The organism is Enterobacter sp. Ap-1006 (genome assembly GCF_011752835.1).
GTDB lineage: Bacteria > Pseudomonadota > Gammaproteobacteria > Enterobacterales > Enterobacteriaceae > Cedecea.
This window is the reverse complement of the sequence record NZ_VWWU01000003.1, coordinates 687307-705327: the sequence shown is the minus strand read 5'-3', so window position 1 is coordinate 705327 and position 18021 is coordinate 687307. Positions and strand designations below refer to the sequence as shown.

Genomic DNA, 18021 nt, shown 5'->3' with positions numbered 1-18021 from the left:
GCCCTGTGCAGCTGGGTTAGCCCTGATGAGGCATCAGTTTTGGGTCACCGGCAAAAGCAGGTTTACTGCTGCTTAGAGCCTGTTCGTCAGCGCCTATCGAACCGCTGTTATCCGCCCAGACACCTTCCTGCGTTTTGCTGATAGCCTGATGCTGGCCGTTAAGGTTTTGCCCCATGGCGGCGATGTGCTGGCTTTCGGTTCCACCGCTGTTGTCGGCCCAGGGAATGACGGGGTCGGCCGCTGCGGCGAATAAAGGCAAGCAAATCGAGCTGGCAAGCAGCATTTTGATGGCTTTATGCATGTTATTCACCTGCTGACATTAGCGTTTTGGGTGCCAGCTCCGGAGGAGATGGCGGTACCGATAAGTCTACTGCGGCGAGAAATATGCGCTGGCGAGGAAAAGTAAAAGAGCGTGTCATTTGCCACAATTGCTTACCGACGATCTCAATCTATTCAATAAGATAGACAGTGAATATGTTTCTTGTGAAATAATTAATTGGCTAATGATAATGGCCGTAATTTATTAAGTGACTGAACCGCCGAACAACCCGGCAGGACCCATAAACAATTTTTAGGTATCATTTCGTCTTATTTTCAATGGCATATTACTGCGGTAACTGATGACCCTTAACCATTTCTGCTATTTTCTTCTGATGTTCGCCGCACTGGGCAGCGCTTTTATGCCTCACTCTTTGGGCATGTGGTTTGTACTGGTGAATGTGCTCACGCTGCTGGTTTACGGTGCTGACAAGCTGGCTGCGGTAAAAGGCTGGCGGCGCGTGCCGGAGGCAACATTGCTTCTCTTTGGGCTGACGGGCGGTTGGCCCGGGGCGATTCTGGCTCAGCAAAGTTTTCGCCATAAAACTCAGAAACAGCCGTTCAGACGCTGGTTTTTTATTACTGTGATAATAAATTTAATTACCGTTATTGTCGTGGCATATGAGTTTTATTTACCCGGGTAATATTAATTTTGTATGTTCATGAAAGCAATAAACGCCGGGGATGATTCGGCAAAAAATAGTGGCGTGATAACAGTGGACACGTTAAGCGATACGCGATTTACCCTCGATGCCAGCGTGAATCAGTCCCCACGCCCGGATGTGTATATTTTTAATGTTGCCGGTGAATGTTTTTCGGTTGAAGCATAAAGCAGGATAAATTAAGAAAGCTAGATGCCATGTGGATAATACATGGCATTTTTATCTTCCTGGCTGCAGGGGGCGTATTGAATGAATACGCTTTGATAAATATTCATATTCTGAATACTGAAAAACCCTTAACGCTATTTAAGTTAAGGGTTTTTTCTTTGGATGTTATTTATTAATTAAATTCCATCTTCCATTTTCAATAGCAAAAATTTACTTTTCAATCCTTCTATTTTGGCTGATAGCGCATACAGTTGCGCCGGTGGTATCTGCCTGTCGTTATCTTTTAAACGTTGGACCTGATTGAGCTGATTCTCTACCATGGTGCTCTGCCGATGAACTGTTTCACGTAATTGATATATTGCCGTTTTTAACTCGGAAATAGTCATATATGAGGTTCGTTTTTGTTCCGCCTCTAAAAGTCGTTTTTCAATGGCTGTAAGCTGCGAAATCAACTCTTCATAGGTTGTATTAGCCGGCGCAGATTTGCTGGCAATTTCCTGCTTGTTTTTCCATTGAGTGACCAACGGATTATCTTGCCAGATGCGGTTGGTCACTCGCAGTACGTCTGGATTATCGGCACTTTGGTAGAGGGACAAAATGGAAAGTGCAAAGGCTGCGCCAGCTGCACTCCAGCAAAGCTTATTGAGCCAGGTTAATGGCCGGGATTCGGGGAGCTGCAGGTGTGTTATCGTGGGTTCCAGCTTTGGTGCCGGTACGGCGGGTTTGCTCTGCTGGGTTTGCTGCTGGAGCATTTTGATGTTCATCTCCAGCCACAGTGAGAGCTGCCGAAAAACATCCCCCTGGGAAGATTGCAGCTCAACGGCCTGGGCTTCTAACATCCCCGATGACATTAGCAACTGTTCCATCGCCGGGATGTTGTCCGTCTGTAGCGGAAGGCAATAAATTAACGGCGTTAGGTACCGGCAGTAGCTATCGATCATTTGGCGACGCAGATCGAGAGCTGACAGGGGAGGCCAACAGGGAGGATGCTGTTTGGCAAAACCACTGGTAAAGACCTGGGTTGCACTGGCAACACCTTTCCAGCCATTTCGCTGACAGGCAATCAGGCAGTACCACATCCCAATTTGAAGGTCGTAGCCAAATTTTTGGAATAGATGATTGCAATCCTTTTCCCGTTCTACCCACCAGTTACCGTCTTCTGAATAAATCTTCCAGCGGTGCATGTCGTTGCTGAACTGGAGAAAAGTATGATGGCCACGCGGATCGTGGCTGTTAATTTTCAGCGTGCGGGTATGCTCAGAATTGATGGACTCGCTCATGTTGTTACCTTCTCTGCGCGCAGGGTGAGGACTTTTTTACTGACGTCGATTCTTAAGGGGATTCCCGGCGCGCCATGCAATGCGCTGTCGGCCATCAGCGGGAGCAGATGCTGATTCAAAACCTGATCAATATCGCGGGCACCACTTTGAGCCACTCGGCAGCGCTCGGCAATCCAACTGACGGCTCGTTTGCTGTAACCAGGCTGCACGGAGGCATCTGCTGCTTTCTGGTATCGCTGGCACAAACGCTGCAATTTAAGACCAATGATTTCATTCATCGCGTCAGAAGAGAGTGGCAGATAGGGCGTCAGCGTCATGCGTCCCATGAGTGACGGGCTAAATACGCGTTCAAATTCCGGGCGAATGGCATTACACAGCGCTTCCGGGCTGATTTCCCCTGAATCATAGGTTGCCATCAACGTTTCGCTGGCGAGATTGGACGTCATAATAATCAGCGTATTGCGGAAGTTGATCTGCTGGCCTTCTGCGTCCTCGATCGTGCCCTTATCAAAGATTTGATAAAATAGCTCCATAACGTCCGGGTGGGCTTTTTCTACTTCATCAAGCAAGACGACAGAGTACGGATTGCGACGAACAGCTTCAGTAAGCACGCCACCCTGGCCGTAGCCGACATAGCCAGGAGGGGAGCCTTTCAGGCCGGAAACTGAATGCGCTTCCTGGTATTCGGACATATTGATGATCACCATGCTTTCCTCACCGCCAAACAGCAATTCGGCCAGCGCAAGCGAGGTTTCCGTTTTTCCCGTGCCGGATGGACCTGCCAGCATGTAGACCCCCATTGGCTTGAGCGGGTCCCCCATACCCGCCCGGCTGATTCGTACCTGCTGCGCGATCTGTTTGAGAGCGTGATCCTGACCAATCACTCTTCCGGCCAGTCGCTCAAATAAGGCATCGATTTGCTGATGCTCTTTCTCCAGCATTCGCCCTAGTGGAATGCCCGTCCAGTCGGCCACTACATCTGCAATGCAGGTCGCATCGACACATTCAAATACCATGGCATGTTGCTGATGTCGGGCCGACAATCTCTCCCGGCCGTGGGAAATAAATGCGGCATCTTTGCTGTTCAGCAATTGCTGAACCAGGTCATTTTGTTCCCTCCATTCCCTGGTAAGGGCTTCAAGCTTTTGCGTTAACTCTGTGGTTTGCCGCGTCAATATTTCAAGGCGCTTTGGCGCTGTGTCTTCTCGTCTCAGGGCTTCACATTCACTGCTAATCGCCCGTAGCTGGACGTTGATCGCTTCAATCTCTTTGGGTTCGTGGGTTTGAGACACGGCGACTCGGGCACAGGCCGTATCCAGCAGACTGACGCACTTGTCCGGCATTTGCCGCCCGGCGATATAGCGATTGGAAAGAGTAACCGCCGCATGGATCGCGCTTTCTAATACGGGCACACCGTGGTGTTGTTCCATTGCCGGAGACATTGCTCTGAGCATGGTTGTCGCATTTTCGATATCAGGTTCTGCGACTTTGACAACCTGGAAGCGGCGGGTTAATGCGGCATCTTTTTCGAAGTACTTTTTATATTCAGCCCAGGTAGTGGCGGCAATCATGCGCAGTTCGCCGCGAGCCAGGGCGGGTTTCAGGAGATTGGCTGCGTCGTTCTGACCCGCCTGGCCACCGGCGCCAATCAGCATATGGGCTTCATCAATAAACAAAATAATGGGTTTGGGGGCACGCGTGATTTCTTTTAGCAATGCCTGAAGACGGTTTTCAAATTCTCCTTTTACGCTGGCTCCGGCCTGCAGCAACCCAAGATCCAGGGTCAAAACTTCCATCGCTCTCAGTTCAGGCGGGACCGTGCCCTCGGCAATCCGTAGCGCCAGCCCTTCGGCGATAGCCGTTTTACCCACGCCCGGTTCGCCCGTCAAAATCGGGTTGTTTTGCCGGCGTCGCAGCAGGATATCGACCATTTGCCTTATTTCAGATTCACGTCCGAGCACGGGATCCAGGGCACCTTTTTGGGCCAATTCGCTCAGATTGCGGGTATATTTTTTCAGTGAACAGTGCGCGGTAAGGTGGTCATTATTTTGCTGGGAACTGGCTGGCGCAGAAGCACGAAGAAGTTCGTTAACTTTGTCCGATTCGCAGTGCAGGGCATGCTGAACCTGTTTAGTGAAAAGCGGTTTAACAATATCGCTGAACGCACTGGCAATTAACGCTTCGGGCGTTAGTGAGCCGCTTCCCCACTGTGCGCTGGCCAGCATCCACCCATTTGTTAACCACTCCACCAGCTCGGTGGAAAATACCGGCGTGGGCACCTGCGCTTTATTCGCCTGGGTCAGCACATGTTGCAGCGCACTGAATAACTGGCTGACGGGCAAACCTGTTTGCAAACTTAGCGTTTCAAATAAGGTGCTTTGCTGCTGAATGATAGCCAGCAGCAGGTGCTCTGGCGTCACCTCCGTATGTTGCTGGGAGGCAGCATGACTAACGGCAGTATCGAGCGCGGCTCGGGTATCGGTATTAAGTTTGCTGATAATAGATTTTAAATAATGGTTCATCATTTTTCCCATCAGGTGTTAATTGCACTGAGCGATATCGCCGGGCAGCGCTGAAATAGGGTTGCTAAGTTGTGTTTCTGAACGAAAGGCCAGGTCGGCAATTTGCGTGTTAAGACTGTCAATGTTTTGCGCCAGGGCATCCCAGCTTTGCCAGGCCGTTTCCAGTTGGTTCGTGTCGGAGAGGGCAAACCGCACCAGCAGATGTTTGATTCCGGTCTGTTTGAGCAAGTCTTCATCGTCGCCAAATTCATCGCTTTGGAATAATGCTTCGCCGGAAATAAAGCGGCGAATGAAGGCCGGCCAGGCGCCTTCGCCATATAGGCGATGGTGGACGGTGAACCCAGGGAACATGACGCTGACAGTGACGTCGGTACACTGGCCGGGCTGCCAGCTAAAGTCATGCTTGTCGGCAAAGTTCATGCTGAGAAATTTCTGTTCACCCTTCTGGCAGCTCAGCGTTAGCTGCGTACCGGTAGGCACTAGCTGTGCGCCACCTGGCACGGAGGCTGGCATACTGGCGACATTGAGCTTCCAGATTTTTTTCGACAGCGTGGTTTGTTCGCCTTCCAGGGTGGCCACTTTTGCCACCAACGCCGCCATTTGGTCTCCGTCTCGCGTTGATTGCCGGTCCTGAACTTCCAGAAGCTTTTCTGCCGAAAAATTGTGCCTGACGAGATGAATAAACTCCTCTGTCAGAGGAGCCCGTATGCCGATAAAACTGACTGCACCCAGGCCGTTTTTAGCTTTTACGAGGAAAGGGCTGGCGGGGCCACGCAGAAAATCGCCTACCAGCTGTTGGCTTAGCGCCTGCTGCTGTTCGTAGTCACGGGTTTCGTTATTTTTCCCCAGGGGCCAGATGACAGATCGTTTCCATTGTTCATTAAGCCAGCAGGTGCTCTGATGGATGGCATTCGCCGCTAAGCGGCGGGCATCATTTTGATAAAACAGCCATACGGCGTTGATTCCTGCGTCGGTATTCTGAGGTGTCAGGTTTTCCTGAAGCGCGGTGAGGGCCGGTAATAAATCGGTTAGCGGATTACTGTCACCGTTATCATTTTTTGCAAAAAGGGCTCGGGTCAGGTGTGCGTCAGAGGTCCCCTGTGATACGGCCTCTTTGACGGCTTTGTTTCGAACGTCCTGCCAGTGAAGCCATGCCCGATCGGCGGGCGCGGAACTGCCGGGGATGTTGTTATCTTTACTGCCTTGTAGCCAGGCGATAAAAGACTGGCGAACCTGCCTGTCTATTTGCCGGGTACGGCGTACCATGACACTGGCGTTTGCATCTGCCGACAGTTGCTGAAGCTGGCGAAGCGTTTGCAGCCATGGCTGCGCCTGGGCAGCCGTTATGCCCTGAAGTTCGTTCAGTGTGCGGTGCATAAATTGCATCGCCGCACTTTTATTTTGCCCCATTGCGATGAGATGCGGATGCGACACCTTTGAGGGCGTTGTAGGAGACAAATGGGCACTCACCTCAATCAGATATTGCTGCCAGGCATCCTGTCGCCGTGCCGGCCATCGCATTTTTTCCTGCGTAAGAATAGGCAGGGGATGAGCGACCGCTTTTTCCAGGGTATTTATCCACCCGAAATAGGTTTTTTCGCCCTCGAGTGTCCAGAGACTTGAGAGCGCTATCGAATCGGAGAGCGACGGCCACCAGGCCGCTGCCTGAAGTGGGGATGGCATAGCGCCAGGTGCAACGAGCCACTGCAGAGCAGGATCGTGATTCACTAAACTCTCCAGCAGCCGTTGGGCCGTATGCAGCCACTTTTCGCCGTCCGGGCTGCGCATGAAGTGGCGTTCTATCGCCATAACAGTCAGCGGAGAGAGCGTTTGTGGGTAATCACGCTGCAGCAAGGCTTCTTTTACCGATGCGTTTTTTTGCAGTTCATCAAGCGTGGCGCCAGCCCGCATTTGCTGCCAGGTAATTACCGCATTGGCCAGGGAGAGGATAAGATCTCGCTGCTCTTCAGGGGCCGCACGTAATACCTGCCATTGATAGGCATCCAGAGCAGTCTCTGGTTGACGTTTACTAGATGGCGACTGCACTAAACGTGTTTCTGCTTTCTCTCGCCGCTGCTCAAGTAAAGGCAAAAACGGCAGATAGCGAGGGGAAAGAGAATGTCGCGTTTCATCTTTGGCTAAAAATGCCGCCAGGCTATCGGGGGACTGTTGGGGGGCTTTGGCGTTTAGATAGTCAAAGCTTAGCCACGCGCTGGCCGTGATCCAAACTGCGATAAATGCGATTGCTACGGAGCATATTTTTCTGGCATGGGAACGCTGGAACCAGTGTTGATTGCCCCGACGCAGGCCAAGATCTTTTAAATGGTGAGCCAGTAGATGATGAATAAAAAGCCCCGTCCGGCGGCTGCGATTTTCCTCTAAAGGTTCCGTCGCACAGAACCATATGCTGCTGAGAGTGGTGTGTCGAAAATACGCGTTGGGTTCGCACAAAGACGCCACGGTATAGCAAAGTGAAGGCTCCAGCCGCGAGAACGCTTCCGGGAAGTCGAGTAGCGTGGCGTATTCAGTTGCCGTGAGACCGTCAGAGCGTCCCATGCTGAGCCTGATGTGTGACATACCTTGTCTTAACGCTGAAAACAGCGGTTGCAGGATCTGCTCATCTTGCCCATCTATATGCGGGGGTTGGCTCCATGTGTAGCCCAACGGCTGTAGGCGTTGCTCAGAGGAGAGCTGCTGAGCCCAAAGGCTGAAGCCGGGAAAACGATCGCATTGGGTGATTAAAATATGCAGCGGCAGCTGTTCACCAAAACGACGAACCAGCGGCTCGAGAAGCGCTCTTTGCTGGCGGATAAGTGAATGCAATGCGCTAAGATCCTGGTTTAGCAGCGAAGTTACCGGAATCGCAATAATCACGCCTGCGGGGGCAGGCATACTTGTGCACCATTGCACCAGCCTTTTCCATGCCTGGGCGATAGCTGGTGAACCGGAAAGAAAATTACTGGAGACGTCCAGGACGCAAAGTTGGCGGAAGAACCACCAGCGCAGCGTTCTGGTTGGTCTTATCTCGGTATCATCGGCGCTATTATAAAATGTTGGCAAACCTGCGCTGGCCAACAGCGTGCTCTTTCCGCAGCGATCGCCCAATATCAAATATAACGGGACTGTCTCTCGCTGACGGCGTGCCCCTTTGATAATGCTGGCCCCGGTTTTCCAGTGCGCTTTCAGCACAAATTCACGGCGGGAAAGACGATATTTTTCAAAGAGGCGTCGCCCTTTTTTGCCCTTTATTATCAGAACAAGGCCATGCCCAGCGCACCATAACAAGACGGTAATGAGCAGCATTGACAGGCAAAAGACCAGTATTGAGGTTGTACTCCAGTTTTGCCATAAGCCGAGGGTAAAGCTAAATAAAACCGAGAAACAAAGAACCAGCAGCCAGCCGGTAAAACACGCTAATTTTTTAAGCATAGTATTCAGGACATATTGTAAAGGGCGAAAAAGAGAATCGAATAAAACAGGAATACGCCCAGCGCGGCCAAAAGAAGCGGGCGCAGACGCTGGGAGATGGAGGTGGATTTTGGCATTCGTTCCGGCATGATTTCCGCCTCATTCGGCCATTTTTGCCATTTTTCGGGTAAGCAAAGTTTTCGCTGTTCTTCGATCACGATATGAAGAGGCTGTTTGTCTTCAGACGTGCTGTACTGGCCCTGAAAACCTTGCTGCAGGCAAAAGAGAAACACTTTGCGTGCCTGGCCATACGCGGGGTTAAGCTTCTCAAGCTGAGTAAAAAAAAGTTCTCCTGCCGTCGTGATATTTAAATACCGCCGCTGCAGCAGCTCACTTCTCCAGTGATGCCGCCAGGGAATTTCAGAACTGAGAATGGCTTCATCCAGCCAGGCGATAACGGCGATACGTGCCGCTTCTTTTTCATCCCCGCAGGTATCCTGTAGTGCAGCGTCCTGTTCTGCTTTTTCGAACAGCTTGATGCAGAGCTGACGGCTTTGCTCATAGTCGGTCAGCTCGTTTCCCCCCGTGATATGTAATACCTGCTTGAATACCGGAAGATAGCTGTCAAGGAGTTGCATTATTCCGCCCCCATAAAAATCACCTGAACCACAAGGTCGTCAGGAGCGTCATCCCAGTAAAAAACAATATTTTTTTGATTTTCAATGCTTTTCCATAGGTCATCTTGCTTTTGTATCATGAAGTAGAAAGCATCCTTACGGTTAGGTACGCCTCGTGGGGTTGGCGTTAGCCGGGAAACTGGAATGCCCGGTAGGGCATGCTGAATCAAGGTGTGAATGGCCGATTTTGCGGCAACTTTAAAGTTTGAACTGTCCGGGTTGGACGCGGTTTCTGAACTCAGCATTAAGAGAACATTGCCGGTTTTTTCCCACGGTAATGCCTGCAAATCGCCGTAAAAAACGCGCTGCTCGTCTGCGACTAACGACACCCAGGTGTTGTCTTCTAACGTCAGGTTACTCAGAAGGGCAAGAATGAATTTTCTGGCGCTGGTGAAGCAGGCGCAGAGGTTGAAATGGTCGTACGGCAGTAAAGGGGTTTCACCTTCCCACTCACCGTTGAATGAACACTGCTCGCTAAAGCTGGAGAGCTCACCGATAAGCTGCAACAGTTGCCCATAAATGTGCCATGGATGCATGGAGGGTACGCGGTAGCAATGCTGTAACAGAGGAAGAGCGCGGTTTAATGAACGCATGACCAGCAGTTGAGTCATGTCCCCCGAGCTGGCGTTTTTGAGCTGATCCGAACGTTTGTATTCGGCTAGCTGGTGTGAGCGATTAGCGAGTTCAGCATACAAACCGTCCAGGAGCGTTTTTAGCGCCGGCGACCCATTCAGCGTGATTACGGGGGGCGCAAAGTTTGGATCGATGACTACCCTGTCATTTTCATAGCGAAGCCTTAATAAAGGTAAAAATTCACAGTCGACGACGGAGGCTTTTTCATCGTCACTAAGGATCTGAACATTATATAAAATTCGGGATACGCTACATTCCGGGCCATTGAAGTAAACGTCTTTCATGACATCTTCCTGGCGAGGTTTTAGCCATCGACTGTTGGGGGAGTCTCCAACATTGGCATGGCCTGGATCGAACCGGCGTAAAGCTAGCCAAAGCGTGAAGGGCTTTTCAATTTGCTTCCAGGCTTCACGGAACATGCGAGGCTGTAAAAAGCAATTTCCGGGATATTCGAGATAATCACCGGACGGCAATATAGCCTGCAGTCGGTCTATTTTGAGGGTGAAGTCCACCAGTGTTTCAGGATTGAAATCACAGTGAATAAGGCCGGTGTTCCAGGGTTGCGACAGCTGGCGATGCCGCGCCAACATGTAGTTGTGGTGTAAATCAACTGACTGTAGATGCTGTGGCTGAAGATACACGCCGGAGTACCAGTAGATCTGTTGAAGTTCTGGATACACGTTATTCTCCTGTGTCCGTTGGCGCGGTGTTATTGAGCGTGAAGGGTGCTTTTTCTGCCCCGGAGAACTGGCTAATACTGTCGCTGCCAAGCCGAATATTCAGCGTGACGGGAGTCAGATGTGCTTGCCAGTCAGGCCGCAACCAGCCTGATTTTGTGCTGGTGACGGGCACGGGTACGAGGGCCATATGCTGGCTCTGTGGAAAAGGGTAATACCCCGCCACGACGGCAAAAAAGCGCGTATTCTCGCTGCGGTCTATATGCAGAGTGGCGTTTTGCCCCGGCATGGCGGCGTAGCGATCTATCTTGAGAATGTCGTTATGGCTGCCGGCGGCACGGAACAGGTTTTTCAGCGTCAGAGGCGTTGAAAATAGCTGTGTTAGCGTCTCAGCCTTGTTTGCCTGAATAATCAAAACGGTGCAGCTGTTTGCAATCCCATTCAGAGAATTGAGATCCGGATCCGCCTGAAGTTGTATCGTGATGGCTCCGGATGAAAAAGGTGCTTTAACCTGCTCTATAGCCAGTTTTTCAGATGCCTGTGATTCGGCATCGGCAGCGCAGCCGCTTAGTAACACGGCGGAGAGGAGCGCGATTAACATGGTTGCTCTGCACATCAGTCCACTTTTCCTGTCAGTACATTATTGATTTCCCTGATACTGCCGCTGTCTTCGATCATTTCCTGCAGCCAGTCAGTTAGCGTCATGTTTGCCCAGCGTGCGGCTCTTTCCATCAGGAAAGGAACCGGGCTGGAGGGTTCTGACTGGCGAAAATAGGCCGCGATCGCCAACATTTGGCTGATGGCAAGCTCACGGCTCATTGCCTGTGGTGAATGGCGCACTGGCGCTTCTGTTGACTGCGGCGGAGAGTCTTCAAGAACTTGGGTAAGCGTGAGGGCTTCATCAGGAAGTGGGATCGCACGCTGTGTCAGGCGCTGAAGGTAGTCTCTAAGATCGCTCAGCGTTTGGCGGGTTAGGGGAAATAATTCCCCCTCCGGATCCTGGCTCAACGAGGCATAGCGACTTTCCAGCGATTTCAATAGGGTGGTGATTTGTTCTACCCGAGCGGCCTGCTGACTGATTTCAATGGAGGAAAATGCGGCGGCCTGTTTGTCAAAGGTCGCCATCGTCAGATCCCCTTCTTGCTCTATCAGCGCATCAAGGGACTCCGGATTGCTATTGATTTTGTGTTCAAAGGCGAGGATTTGCCGCCATTTTGCCAGGGTGGTGTTGGTCTGGCGCAGCATCGGCTGGGTAAATAAAATTTGATTGAGCTCGCGATCCAACCGCACCAGCTTGCTACGGCGGATGGTGAGACCTTCTTCTTCCAGCGATGGCCAGCATTGATACCAAAAGCGAGCCATGAACTCGCTCAGAAAATCAATACTGCCCAGCAGGCCTTCCAGCCCTTTCTGGTGGCATGTTGCTTCGACAAACCAGCACGCAAGCTGCAGGTCTTTACTTTGTTCCGCCAGCGCTTGTTCACTCAAGGATTGAACAAGATGCCAGTCCGCCTGGCGAGGCTCGCTAACGGCCCAATCACCTTGGGGAAGTTCGTCCTCATCGCTTTCTCGCGCCTGGCGGATTTGGTCAAAGACGGGTTCGTACTCGAGGTGATTTCCCATAGGGTTGTCGAGCGATATTGGTGCCAGCAGAGTTGAAAAATCTGACTGCATAGAGAACCTCAATTATCCAATTAATACTTTGGGACATCCGGCCACGATGGTGCCGCCGTGGGCGCAGCTATCGCCCATACGCGCTGCTGGTTTTTTGCCGATCAGCACCTTTGTGCTGCCCATCACAATGGAGTCCACCGGGCCTACGCAGGTTGCCATTGAACCTACCGTCGCCGCGGGTAACCCACCGATCAACACGGTGGGAGCGCCGGGGGGTAAAATGGGGCCGCCTACATGAGGCAGAGGCGGGAGACCCGGAGCGACCATCGGGCAGACATGCATGTCAGAGACGCGGGCTGCAGGTTGAGCCATTAGGAAGCCTCCTTAGTCAGGCATCGCTGTATAAGGTGACGAGCGCCTTCAACAGGAGTTTCTCCCAGCTCGACGGCCAGCATAACGAGCGCACACTCAAGCATCCGGGAGGAAAGCTGCGGCTCGGGATACACCGGAGGCAGATCGTCTGGGCTCATGCTACCGTTGGCCCAAAACAGCGAAAGTGCCAGGGCACCCGTGGGGGAGTTAAGATCCTGGCTTTGAGCCTGTTCAAAAATACGCCACCTGCGCGCGTTATCGTACTGACTAAACTGCTGATTCATTTCGCTAAGGAGTGGATGTAGGCTCGTCGGAACGGCTTCGTGAAGCAATGCGACGAGCTGCGAACCGAGTCGATTGGCGGGCAGGGAATGTGCCCAGCATTTTAGAGCCTCCTCCCACCGACCTTCCTCCAGCAGCTTGTCTGGATTGAATTCGTTCTGTGTCATGGTTTGTTTTTATCCAATGTTGATAATGCCGCCAGAGATAGTGGTCATGCCGCTGCCAGAAACGGTGGCCATCGCGCCTTTAAGTTCGGCGGTTCCGCTGCCTTCAACTTTCACCATGGCGCCCTTCAGTTCGGCCGTTCCGCTGCCCTCAACTTTCACCGTTGCGCCTTTCAATTCAGCGCCAGCGCTGCTTTCAACCTTGAATGCCGCACCGTTGATGGTGATGCCACTGGTTGAAATGGCTATCTTGTTGTTGCCGACTTTTAGTTCGATAGACTGTGTGGATTCAATGCTTAGCGCTTTCTCCGTTTTGACGCTGCCACTGCCGCCTGCGACGTCGAGGATGTAGTTGCCATTTTTAATTTTGGTGGTGATGTCCCCGCTGATTTCCTGTTGCCAGTTCCCTTTTTCCAGGGTGAGGTTCAAATTTCCCTCTTTCAGCAGCAGCAGGTCATTACCTTTGGTGAGTTCGGTGTTGCGGTTGGCTGCGATGGTGCTGGTAACATCATTTTTAACGGTCAGCTCGAGATCCTTCTGGGCGACAATGGTCATTAACTCTTCGCCCTTTTTGTCGTCGAAGCTCAGGCGGTGCCCGTCTTCGACGCTGCCTTTTGTTGCGCTGCGGGTCACGAATCCGCTCTGTGTTTTTTGCGCCGGCAGGTCGAAAGGTGGTTTGTTTTGACCGTTGTAGACCATACCGGTGACCAGGGGATAATCGGGATTTCCCTGGATAAAGCTCACCAGAACTTCGCTACTGACTCTGGGAATAAACTGCGCCCCAAACTTCCCACCAGCCCAGGTTTGCGCCACGCGCACCCAACAGGAGCTGGCATCGTCGTTTTTGTTTTCTTTATCCCAGGGGAACTGGATTTTGATACGGCCATACTCATCGGTGTGGATCTCTTCCGAGTCGGGGCCGACGACGGTGGCCGTCAGAATGCCTGGGATTTGGGGCTGCTGGTGGAGAAAAGGGGGATGCCAGGGTTTGTCGGCGTGGGTGGCTTCAATCTGGCATTGTCTACTGCTGCTGCTGCCATCAAAATCATTGCTTACCACAATGCTTATCTCGTGGATAAGGTATGCCTGGTCTCCGGCGGGATGTCCTTTAAGATCAAACGTTTCCCCTGCATTTAACCAGTGAGCCTGCACTGTTGCAGAAAAGAACTGATTATTGGCTTCATAGGCCGCAAGGGTGTTTTTGGCTTCCTGAGTAATCAGCGCGCGTTCACCCTGCGGGGTGATGTCGATAAACATGACGGACTCGTTGTTAGCCGCTTTGCCGCTGGTTTTTTGTAGATCTTCAATTGCAGCAGACTGCTGCATATTGACGCCATGCAGCGCCACGCCTCCTGGAAGCAGCGTTGCCGAGGACTCAAGTTTGGTGATGGTGGCCTCAGAAATCACATCGCCATGATGGTGCCAGAGTAACGCTTTCCCTGGCGTCGGCTTATGGCCGGCTGCGTGATCGGTCAGGACTAAGGTGTGCCCGCTTTCACTGTGTTTGAAGTAGTAGTAGATCCCTTCGTCTTGCAAAAGCCGCTGAATAAAGTCAAAGGCCGATTCGCGGTATTGCACGCAATATTCGCGTTTGTCATAAGTGCCGTTGAGCTGAAGATCTAGCTGGCTAATCTTGTGTTCATTGAGCAAGTCATGAACCAGATCCGGTACGCTGATATTTTGCCAGACGCGCATTCCCCGGCCGTGTTTCAGCTGAGAAAATGCAGGCTCCAGCGTCAGGATGCATTCGCCTTCTTCAGATGTGCGTTGGGCATAGCGAATCCGGGTCACAACGCCATGCAAAACGCGCTGGGGGAGTTCATTACCGCCGCCCCCTATCTGGCAGGAAACTTCCTGCCCGTGCCAGCGCAGTAATTCCGCTTCCTTTTTATGCGTCACCGAATGGAGTTCGTATTCATAAGGAACGAACAACGACTCCTTTCCAGCCAGAGAAACGAGGAGCAGGTCGTTGGCGATATCCCCATTCCACCGAATGAAGTGGTTTTCCTGATCCGTTTTAAGTTGATTGCTATTTAACATGAAGTACATCCTGATGAGAGGACAGGGGCAGGGAGCCGTACCAGATGCAAGTGCGACTCGTTATTTTGTCCAACGCAGAGATCTAACCCTAAGGCACTCATACCAAGCCCACGTGGCGCCAGGTTGGCGCTACTGATTACCAGAGAGACAGAGAAATCCACCACGGGACCGACATAGTCCCGGATGCAAGACCAGACGACCTCTCTGGCCTGGCCTAAAGAGGCAAACTGGCGTGATACTTCTGGTGACATGGGGCCAAGTATCACGTCAAAATGGGAATGGACTTCGAGGCGCGCGCTTCCAATCATTGGCGCCGTGGATAATGTTTGGGTTGGGTTATTTAGTTTGCAGCGCTCTTCTTTTTCCACTTCACGCCATCCGCCAGTGAAGGGCACGATGCTGGCCTCAACGCCAAATCTTTGGCTAAGCCAGCGCTCAAGATTCACCATTGATCTCACGGGGGATGAAAAAAGAGGGGCATGCATTGTTAGCGCCTGCGGGTTAGCTTCAGCCAGCAGGCCTGTTAACGAAAGCAGCGCAAGCTGCAGCGGTTTTTCCTCTTGAGATTCTGCCTGGGCGCAAAGGTGATGCTTTTGCCATGCCAGGTAATCAAGGCAATAAAGGCGGTGCCCGAAGAGATCGATAAAGGCCTTAGCGCTGAGATCGCTGTAACGGTACTGGCGTTCAATCATCCATTCCGTATACGCCGTCGGAAGTGCACCCATTGCACCCGTTAATCCGTTGATCAAGGTACTAACTGCGATGGGGGCATCATGAGAGGCCTGGCTCAGGGCTTCGACTTGCCCATCGGGTGCATCCATCGAAAGCGTGGATGTTATTCGTAGTTTTTCATCAAGCAGCTTTTCATCAGAAATATTGCCCTTTCTCAGCTTACGTAGCAGCAAGCGGATCTGCTGGTACAAGTTGAATTTGCTGATAACGGGAATCATAGCCATGACAGTCTCCCCGCTCTCACGGGCCAGATGCGCGTGGTTTGTGATTCTTGTTCAATGACGGTTGTCAGGCGGGTGAAGCTGTTGACCGGTGCGTAAAGCGCCAACAGGCGATCGAGTAAGCAGCAAAGCAGGTAATAATCGGGTTCTCCCAACGCATCGTGGCAAAACGTCAGGGATATTGATATTCCCCGTGCAAGCGAGTGAGGATCGTTGCTAATCAGCCTGGCCGTCACGGGTTCACAGGATAAGTGCTTTATCATATTGACCAGGCGGGCTTTTTCGGTGTCTCCTGCAATATTGTAAAGTGCCAGCATATCTTTCAGGCGTTGAGCCCCATTCACGCCATCCAGCAACTGATGATTGAGTGAAAGCTGTGAAAGGAAACGCCAGCGCAGAGCGCTTTTTTCCAGTGGGCTTATCGGGCTGGTAGGGTGCGTGAGGCAGGTAATCTTCAATCCTGCAATGGGGGCTGAGGAGTCAAAATCGCCCTCATGATGACCATACTGCAGTTGATGTGGCAGCGCGTGGTTAGTACAGGTCGTGTTGATGGTAATAATTTCTGGGCTTTCAGAAGGTTGACGCGTTTTGTGTTCGCTAAATGCGATAAAGTGTTTTAATTCCAGACGGGTTCCGGTGGGGAGTTCACGACGTAATACCTGCCAGCTAAGTCCAGCGTCCTGCTCGTTGGCTGAGGCAACGTGGCTCTCTAAGAGAGGCTGCACGGGCAGATGTTCAATACTGTTATTCACTTTCCGCTGCAGGGAAACTTGATGCACTGCCCACACATGTATCTGATTTTGATGACGAGCATCGGGCACAATGGGATAGTCTGGCTGGCTATTGGTCAGCGTGATCGGTTCTGCTCTCTGCGGAAATAGATTAATGGCTGGTGTGCAGTTTAGGCGGAAAAAGTTTTTGTCGACTAATTCGGCCAGTTTTTCCAGACGTTCAGTTAATGCATTCCGTTTTATTACTGCCTGTAATTCAAATACCCCATTGCCCTGTACGCTGAAGCCATCAGGAAGCTGGATGTCGATAAAAGAGAACTTCTGTGGAAACCAGAAATAATCCATTAATAAGATATGAATGGGGGCGATGCGGGGATCTGGCGTGAGCAGGGCTTCACCAGCATCAAATCCCACTGAGGACAATACATGGGGCTCTAAAGATATGCTGATATCATTTTGGCGGAGAAATAACCTTTCAACCTCAGAGCAGAGTAAAGTGTAAAGCGTATTTACGGCATTAACGGGACCATGCAGATAAATACGCACTCGCTCGTTAGCCAGTTTTGCTCCAGGCCAAACCTGGAAAAGTAATTGTAGTTTCCAGCTTAACTCATCGCTGTCAAAGCTAAGTTTTGCCTCGTTAACAGACAAAGGTAACAACGTTACCGGATAGATTGTTTGAAATTGATAAGGTAGCTCTGGGCTTTGTCGTGTAAAAAGAGACGTACCTGCATCAAACATATTTTTGTCCGTAATCCCGGAACGCAAAGTATCCGGCGTGATCGTTACAATACACGTTGACGGTAATGTCCGTAGAAATTGAGGTGCAAGGGTGTTGAGTAATGCATCAACAACTTCGGGGATGTCATCATCCAGCCGTTGATGGATGCGGGATGTTAATAGTGCAAAAGACTCAATGAGGCGACTGATATGAGGATCTTCTGACTCACCTTCAACAAATCCGAGACGACGCGCGATTTTCGGAAAACGGTATGCAAAAACCTTTCCGTGTTCCTTTAAAAACCGAAGTTCTTTCTGGTAATAAGAAAGTAATTTATTCATGGAGATAAAATCTCCCGTTACAGTCGTCCCATTCCAGCTCGAAGAGCACAGGGGATTGATCGTAATATCCTTGCAGCGTGAAAATAATGTTTTGGTTATTGCCCGTATGGCTTGCTACCGAAATGCCCGTCAGACGGGGTTCAAATCTGTCAATAGTATTCATTAAGCGTTTTTCTATTGTTGATTTACGCGTATTTACTTCATGTACTCTGCTGAATGATTCGTCTATGCCATAATTTAATATCGATGCGTTAACATACTGGACGGTTTCAATGTCTGGAGTGCGTGAGCGGGAAGTCAGCAGCATCATCAGCTCTTTTAATAATGTATCCTCTGGCCTTTCTTCACAGTAGTAATCATCCTCATGTTCAAAAGGATGATTATCACTGAGTCTGGAAAGAAGCGAAGGTATCATTATGGCGTTCCTGTTCCCGCCCATAGGGACTATGGGCGGGGGA

At 51.2% G+C, this 18021-nt stretch carries 15 protein-coding genes; 1 reads left to right on the top strand and 14 read right to left on the bottom strand.

Going from position 1 to position 18021, the window contains the following annotated elements; translation table 11 throughout:
* Positions 1–16: 16 nt before the first annotated feature.
* Positions 17–301 carry a hypothetical protein gene (locus F3J28_RS11560; RefSeq protein ID WP_008455937.1) on the bottom strand — a complete coding sequence of 95 codons (285 nt, stop codon included), beginning with the start codon at positions 299–301 and terminating at the stop codon, positions 17–19.
* A gap of 319 nt (positions 302–620) precedes the next feature.
* Here F3J28_RS11560 and F3J28_RS11555 point away from each other — a divergent pair, with 319 nt between their 5' ends.
* Positions 621–962: a DUF1294 domain-containing protein gene (locus F3J28_RS11555; RefSeq protein ID WP_166875980.1), complete on the top strand. Its 342-nt coding sequence runs from the start codon at positions 621–623 to the stop codon at positions 960–962.
* A 362-nt stretch (positions 963–1324) separates the two neighbouring features.
* Here F3J28_RS11555 and F3J28_RS11550 read toward each other — a convergent pair whose 3' ends face one another.
* Genes F3J28_RS11550 through F3J28_RS11490 form a run of 13 tightly spaced genes read right to left on the bottom strand, consistent with a single transcriptional unit; the run spans position 1325 to position 17978 of the window.
* The gene (locus F3J28_RS11550; protein WP_166875977.1) at positions 1325–2428 is read right to left on the bottom strand and encodes a VasL domain-containing protein; all 1104 of its coding nucleotides are present in this window, start codon (positions 2426–2428) and stop codon (positions 1325–1327) included.
* Complete coding sequence (gene tssH, locus F3J28_RS11545; RefSeq protein WP_166876620.1) at positions 2425–4950, bottom strand: type VI secretion system ATPase TssH; 2526 nt, start codon at positions 4948–4950, stop codon at positions 2425–2427. The genes F3J28_RS11550 and tssH overlap by 4 nt, the downstream gene beginning before the upstream one ends.
* An 18-nt stretch (positions 4951–4968) precedes the next feature.
* Positions 4969–8379 carry a type VI secretion system protein gene (locus F3J28_RS11540; protein ID WP_166875974.1) on the bottom strand — a complete coding sequence of 1137 codons (3411 nt, stop codon included), beginning with the start codon at positions 8377–8379 and terminating at the stop codon, positions 4969–4971.
* A 5-nt stretch (positions 8380–8384) separates the two neighbouring features.
* Positions 8385–8996, bottom strand: a complete 612-nt coding sequence (locus F3J28_RS11535) for a DotU family type IV/VI secretion system protein (protein ID WP_166875971.1) — start codon at positions 8994–8996, stop codon at positions 8385–8387.
* A complete protein-coding gene (tssK, locus tag F3J28_RS11530; RefSeq protein WP_166875967.1) occupies positions 8996–10348 on the bottom strand; it encodes a type VI secretion system baseplate subunit TssK in 1353 nt (450 codons plus the stop codon). The genes F3J28_RS11535 and tssK overlap by 1 nt, the downstream gene beginning before the upstream one ends.
* 1 nt (position 10349) lies before the next feature.
* On the bottom strand, positions 10350–10946 hold the full coding sequence (tssJ, locus tag F3J28_RS11525) for a type VI secretion system lipoprotein TssJ (protein ID WP_286178137.1): 597 nt from the start codon (positions 10944–10946) through the stop codon (positions 10350–10352).
* A 14-nt stretch (positions 10947–10960) separates the two neighbouring features.
* On the bottom strand, positions 10961–12019 hold the full coding sequence (gene tssA / locus F3J28_RS11520) for a type VI secretion system protein TssA (RefSeq protein ID WP_166875961.1): 1059 nt from the start codon (positions 12017–12019) through the stop codon (positions 10961–10963).
* A 12-nt stretch (positions 12020–12031) separates the two neighbouring features.
* Positions 12032–12331, bottom strand: coding sequence for a PAAR domain-containing protein (locus F3J28_RS11515; RefSeq protein ID WP_166875959.1), 300 nt, complete (start codon positions 12329–12331; stop codon positions 12032–12034).
* A complete protein-coding gene (locus tag F3J28_RS11510; protein ID WP_166875956.1) occupies positions 12331–12780 on the bottom strand; it encodes a DUF6931 family protein in 450 nt (149 codons plus the stop codon). Before F3J28_RS11510 ends, F3J28_RS11515 begins: the two co-directional genes overlap by 1 nt.
* Positions 12781–12789: 9 nt before the next feature.
* The gene (locus F3J28_RS11505; RefSeq protein ID WP_166875953.1) at positions 12790–14817 is read right to left on the bottom strand and encodes a type VI secretion system Vgr family protein; all 2028 of its coding nucleotides are present in this window, start codon (positions 14815–14817) and stop codon (positions 12790–12792) included.
* The gene (gene tssG / locus F3J28_RS11500; RefSeq protein ID WP_166875950.1) at positions 14811–15773 is read right to left on the bottom strand and encodes a type VI secretion system baseplate subunit TssG; all 963 of its coding nucleotides are present in this window, start codon (positions 15771–15773) and stop codon (positions 14811–14813) included. Before tssG ends, F3J28_RS11505 begins: the two co-directional genes overlap by 7 nt.
* Complete coding sequence (gene tssF / locus F3J28_RS11495; RefSeq protein ID WP_166875947.1) at positions 15764–17563, bottom strand: type VI secretion system baseplate subunit TssF; 1800 nt, start codon at positions 17561–17563, stop codon at positions 15764–15766. The genes tssG and tssF overlap by 10 nt, the downstream gene beginning before the upstream one ends.
* Positions 17556–17978, bottom strand: a complete 423-nt coding sequence (locus F3J28_RS11490; protein ID WP_166875944.1) for a GPW/gp25 family protein — start codon at positions 17976–17978, stop codon at positions 17556–17558. Before F3J28_RS11490 ends, tssF begins: the two co-directional genes overlap by 8 nt.
* Positions 17979–18021: the final 43 nt, after the last annotated feature.

Coding starts and splice junctions, on each gene's coding strand:
- F3J28_RS11515 (WP_166875959.1), bottom strand. CDS start 12,331: ATGGCTCAACCTGCAGCCCGCGTCTCTGACATGCATGTCTGCCCGATG.
- F3J28_RS11535 (WP_166875971.1), bottom strand. CDS start 8,996: ATGCAACTCCTTGACAGCTATCTTCCGGTATTCAAGCAGGTATTACAT.
- F3J28_RS11540 (WP_166875974.1), bottom strand. CDS start 8,379: ATGCTTAAAAAATTAGCGTGTTTTACCGGCTGGCTGCTGGTTCTTTGT.
- F3J28_RS11555 (WP_166875980.1), top strand. CDS start 621: ATGACCCTTAACCATTTCTGCTATTTTCTTCTGATGTTCGCCGCACTG.
- F3J28_RS11510 (WP_166875956.1), bottom strand. CDS start 12,780: ATGACACAGAACGAATTCAATCCAGACAAGCTGCTGGAGGAAGGTCGG.
- tssH (WP_166876620.1), bottom strand. CDS start 4,950: ATGAACCATTATTTAAAATCTATTATCAGCAAACTTAATACCGATACC.
- tssJ (WP_286178137.1), bottom strand. CDS start 10,946: ATGTTAATCGCGCTCCTCTCCGCCGTGTTACTAAGCGGCTGCGCTGCC.
- F3J28_RS11490 (WP_166875944.1), bottom strand. CDS start 17,978: ATGATACCTTCGCTTCTTTCCAGACTCAGTGATAATCATCCTTTTGAA.
- tssG (WP_166875950.1), bottom strand. CDS start 15,773: ATGGCTATGATTCCCGTTATCAGCAAATTCAACTTGTACCAGCAGATC.
- F3J28_RS11550 (WP_166875977.1), bottom strand. CDS start 2,428: ATGAGCGAGTCCATCAATTCTGAGCATACCCGCACGCTGAAAATTAAC.
- tssA (WP_166875961.1), bottom strand. CDS start 12,019: ATGCAGTCAGATTTTTCAACTCTGCTGGCACCAATATCGCTCGACAAC.
- tssF (WP_166875947.1), bottom strand. CDS start 17,563: ATGAATAAATTACTTTCTTATTACCAGAAAGAACTTCGGTTTTTAAAG.
- F3J28_RS11560 (WP_008455937.1), bottom strand. CDS start 301: ATGCATAAAGCCATCAAAATGCTGCTTGCCAGCTCGATTTGCTTGCCT.
- F3J28_RS11505 (WP_166875953.1), bottom strand. CDS start 14,817: ATGTTAAATAGCAATCAACTTAAAACGGATCAGGAAAACCACTTCATT.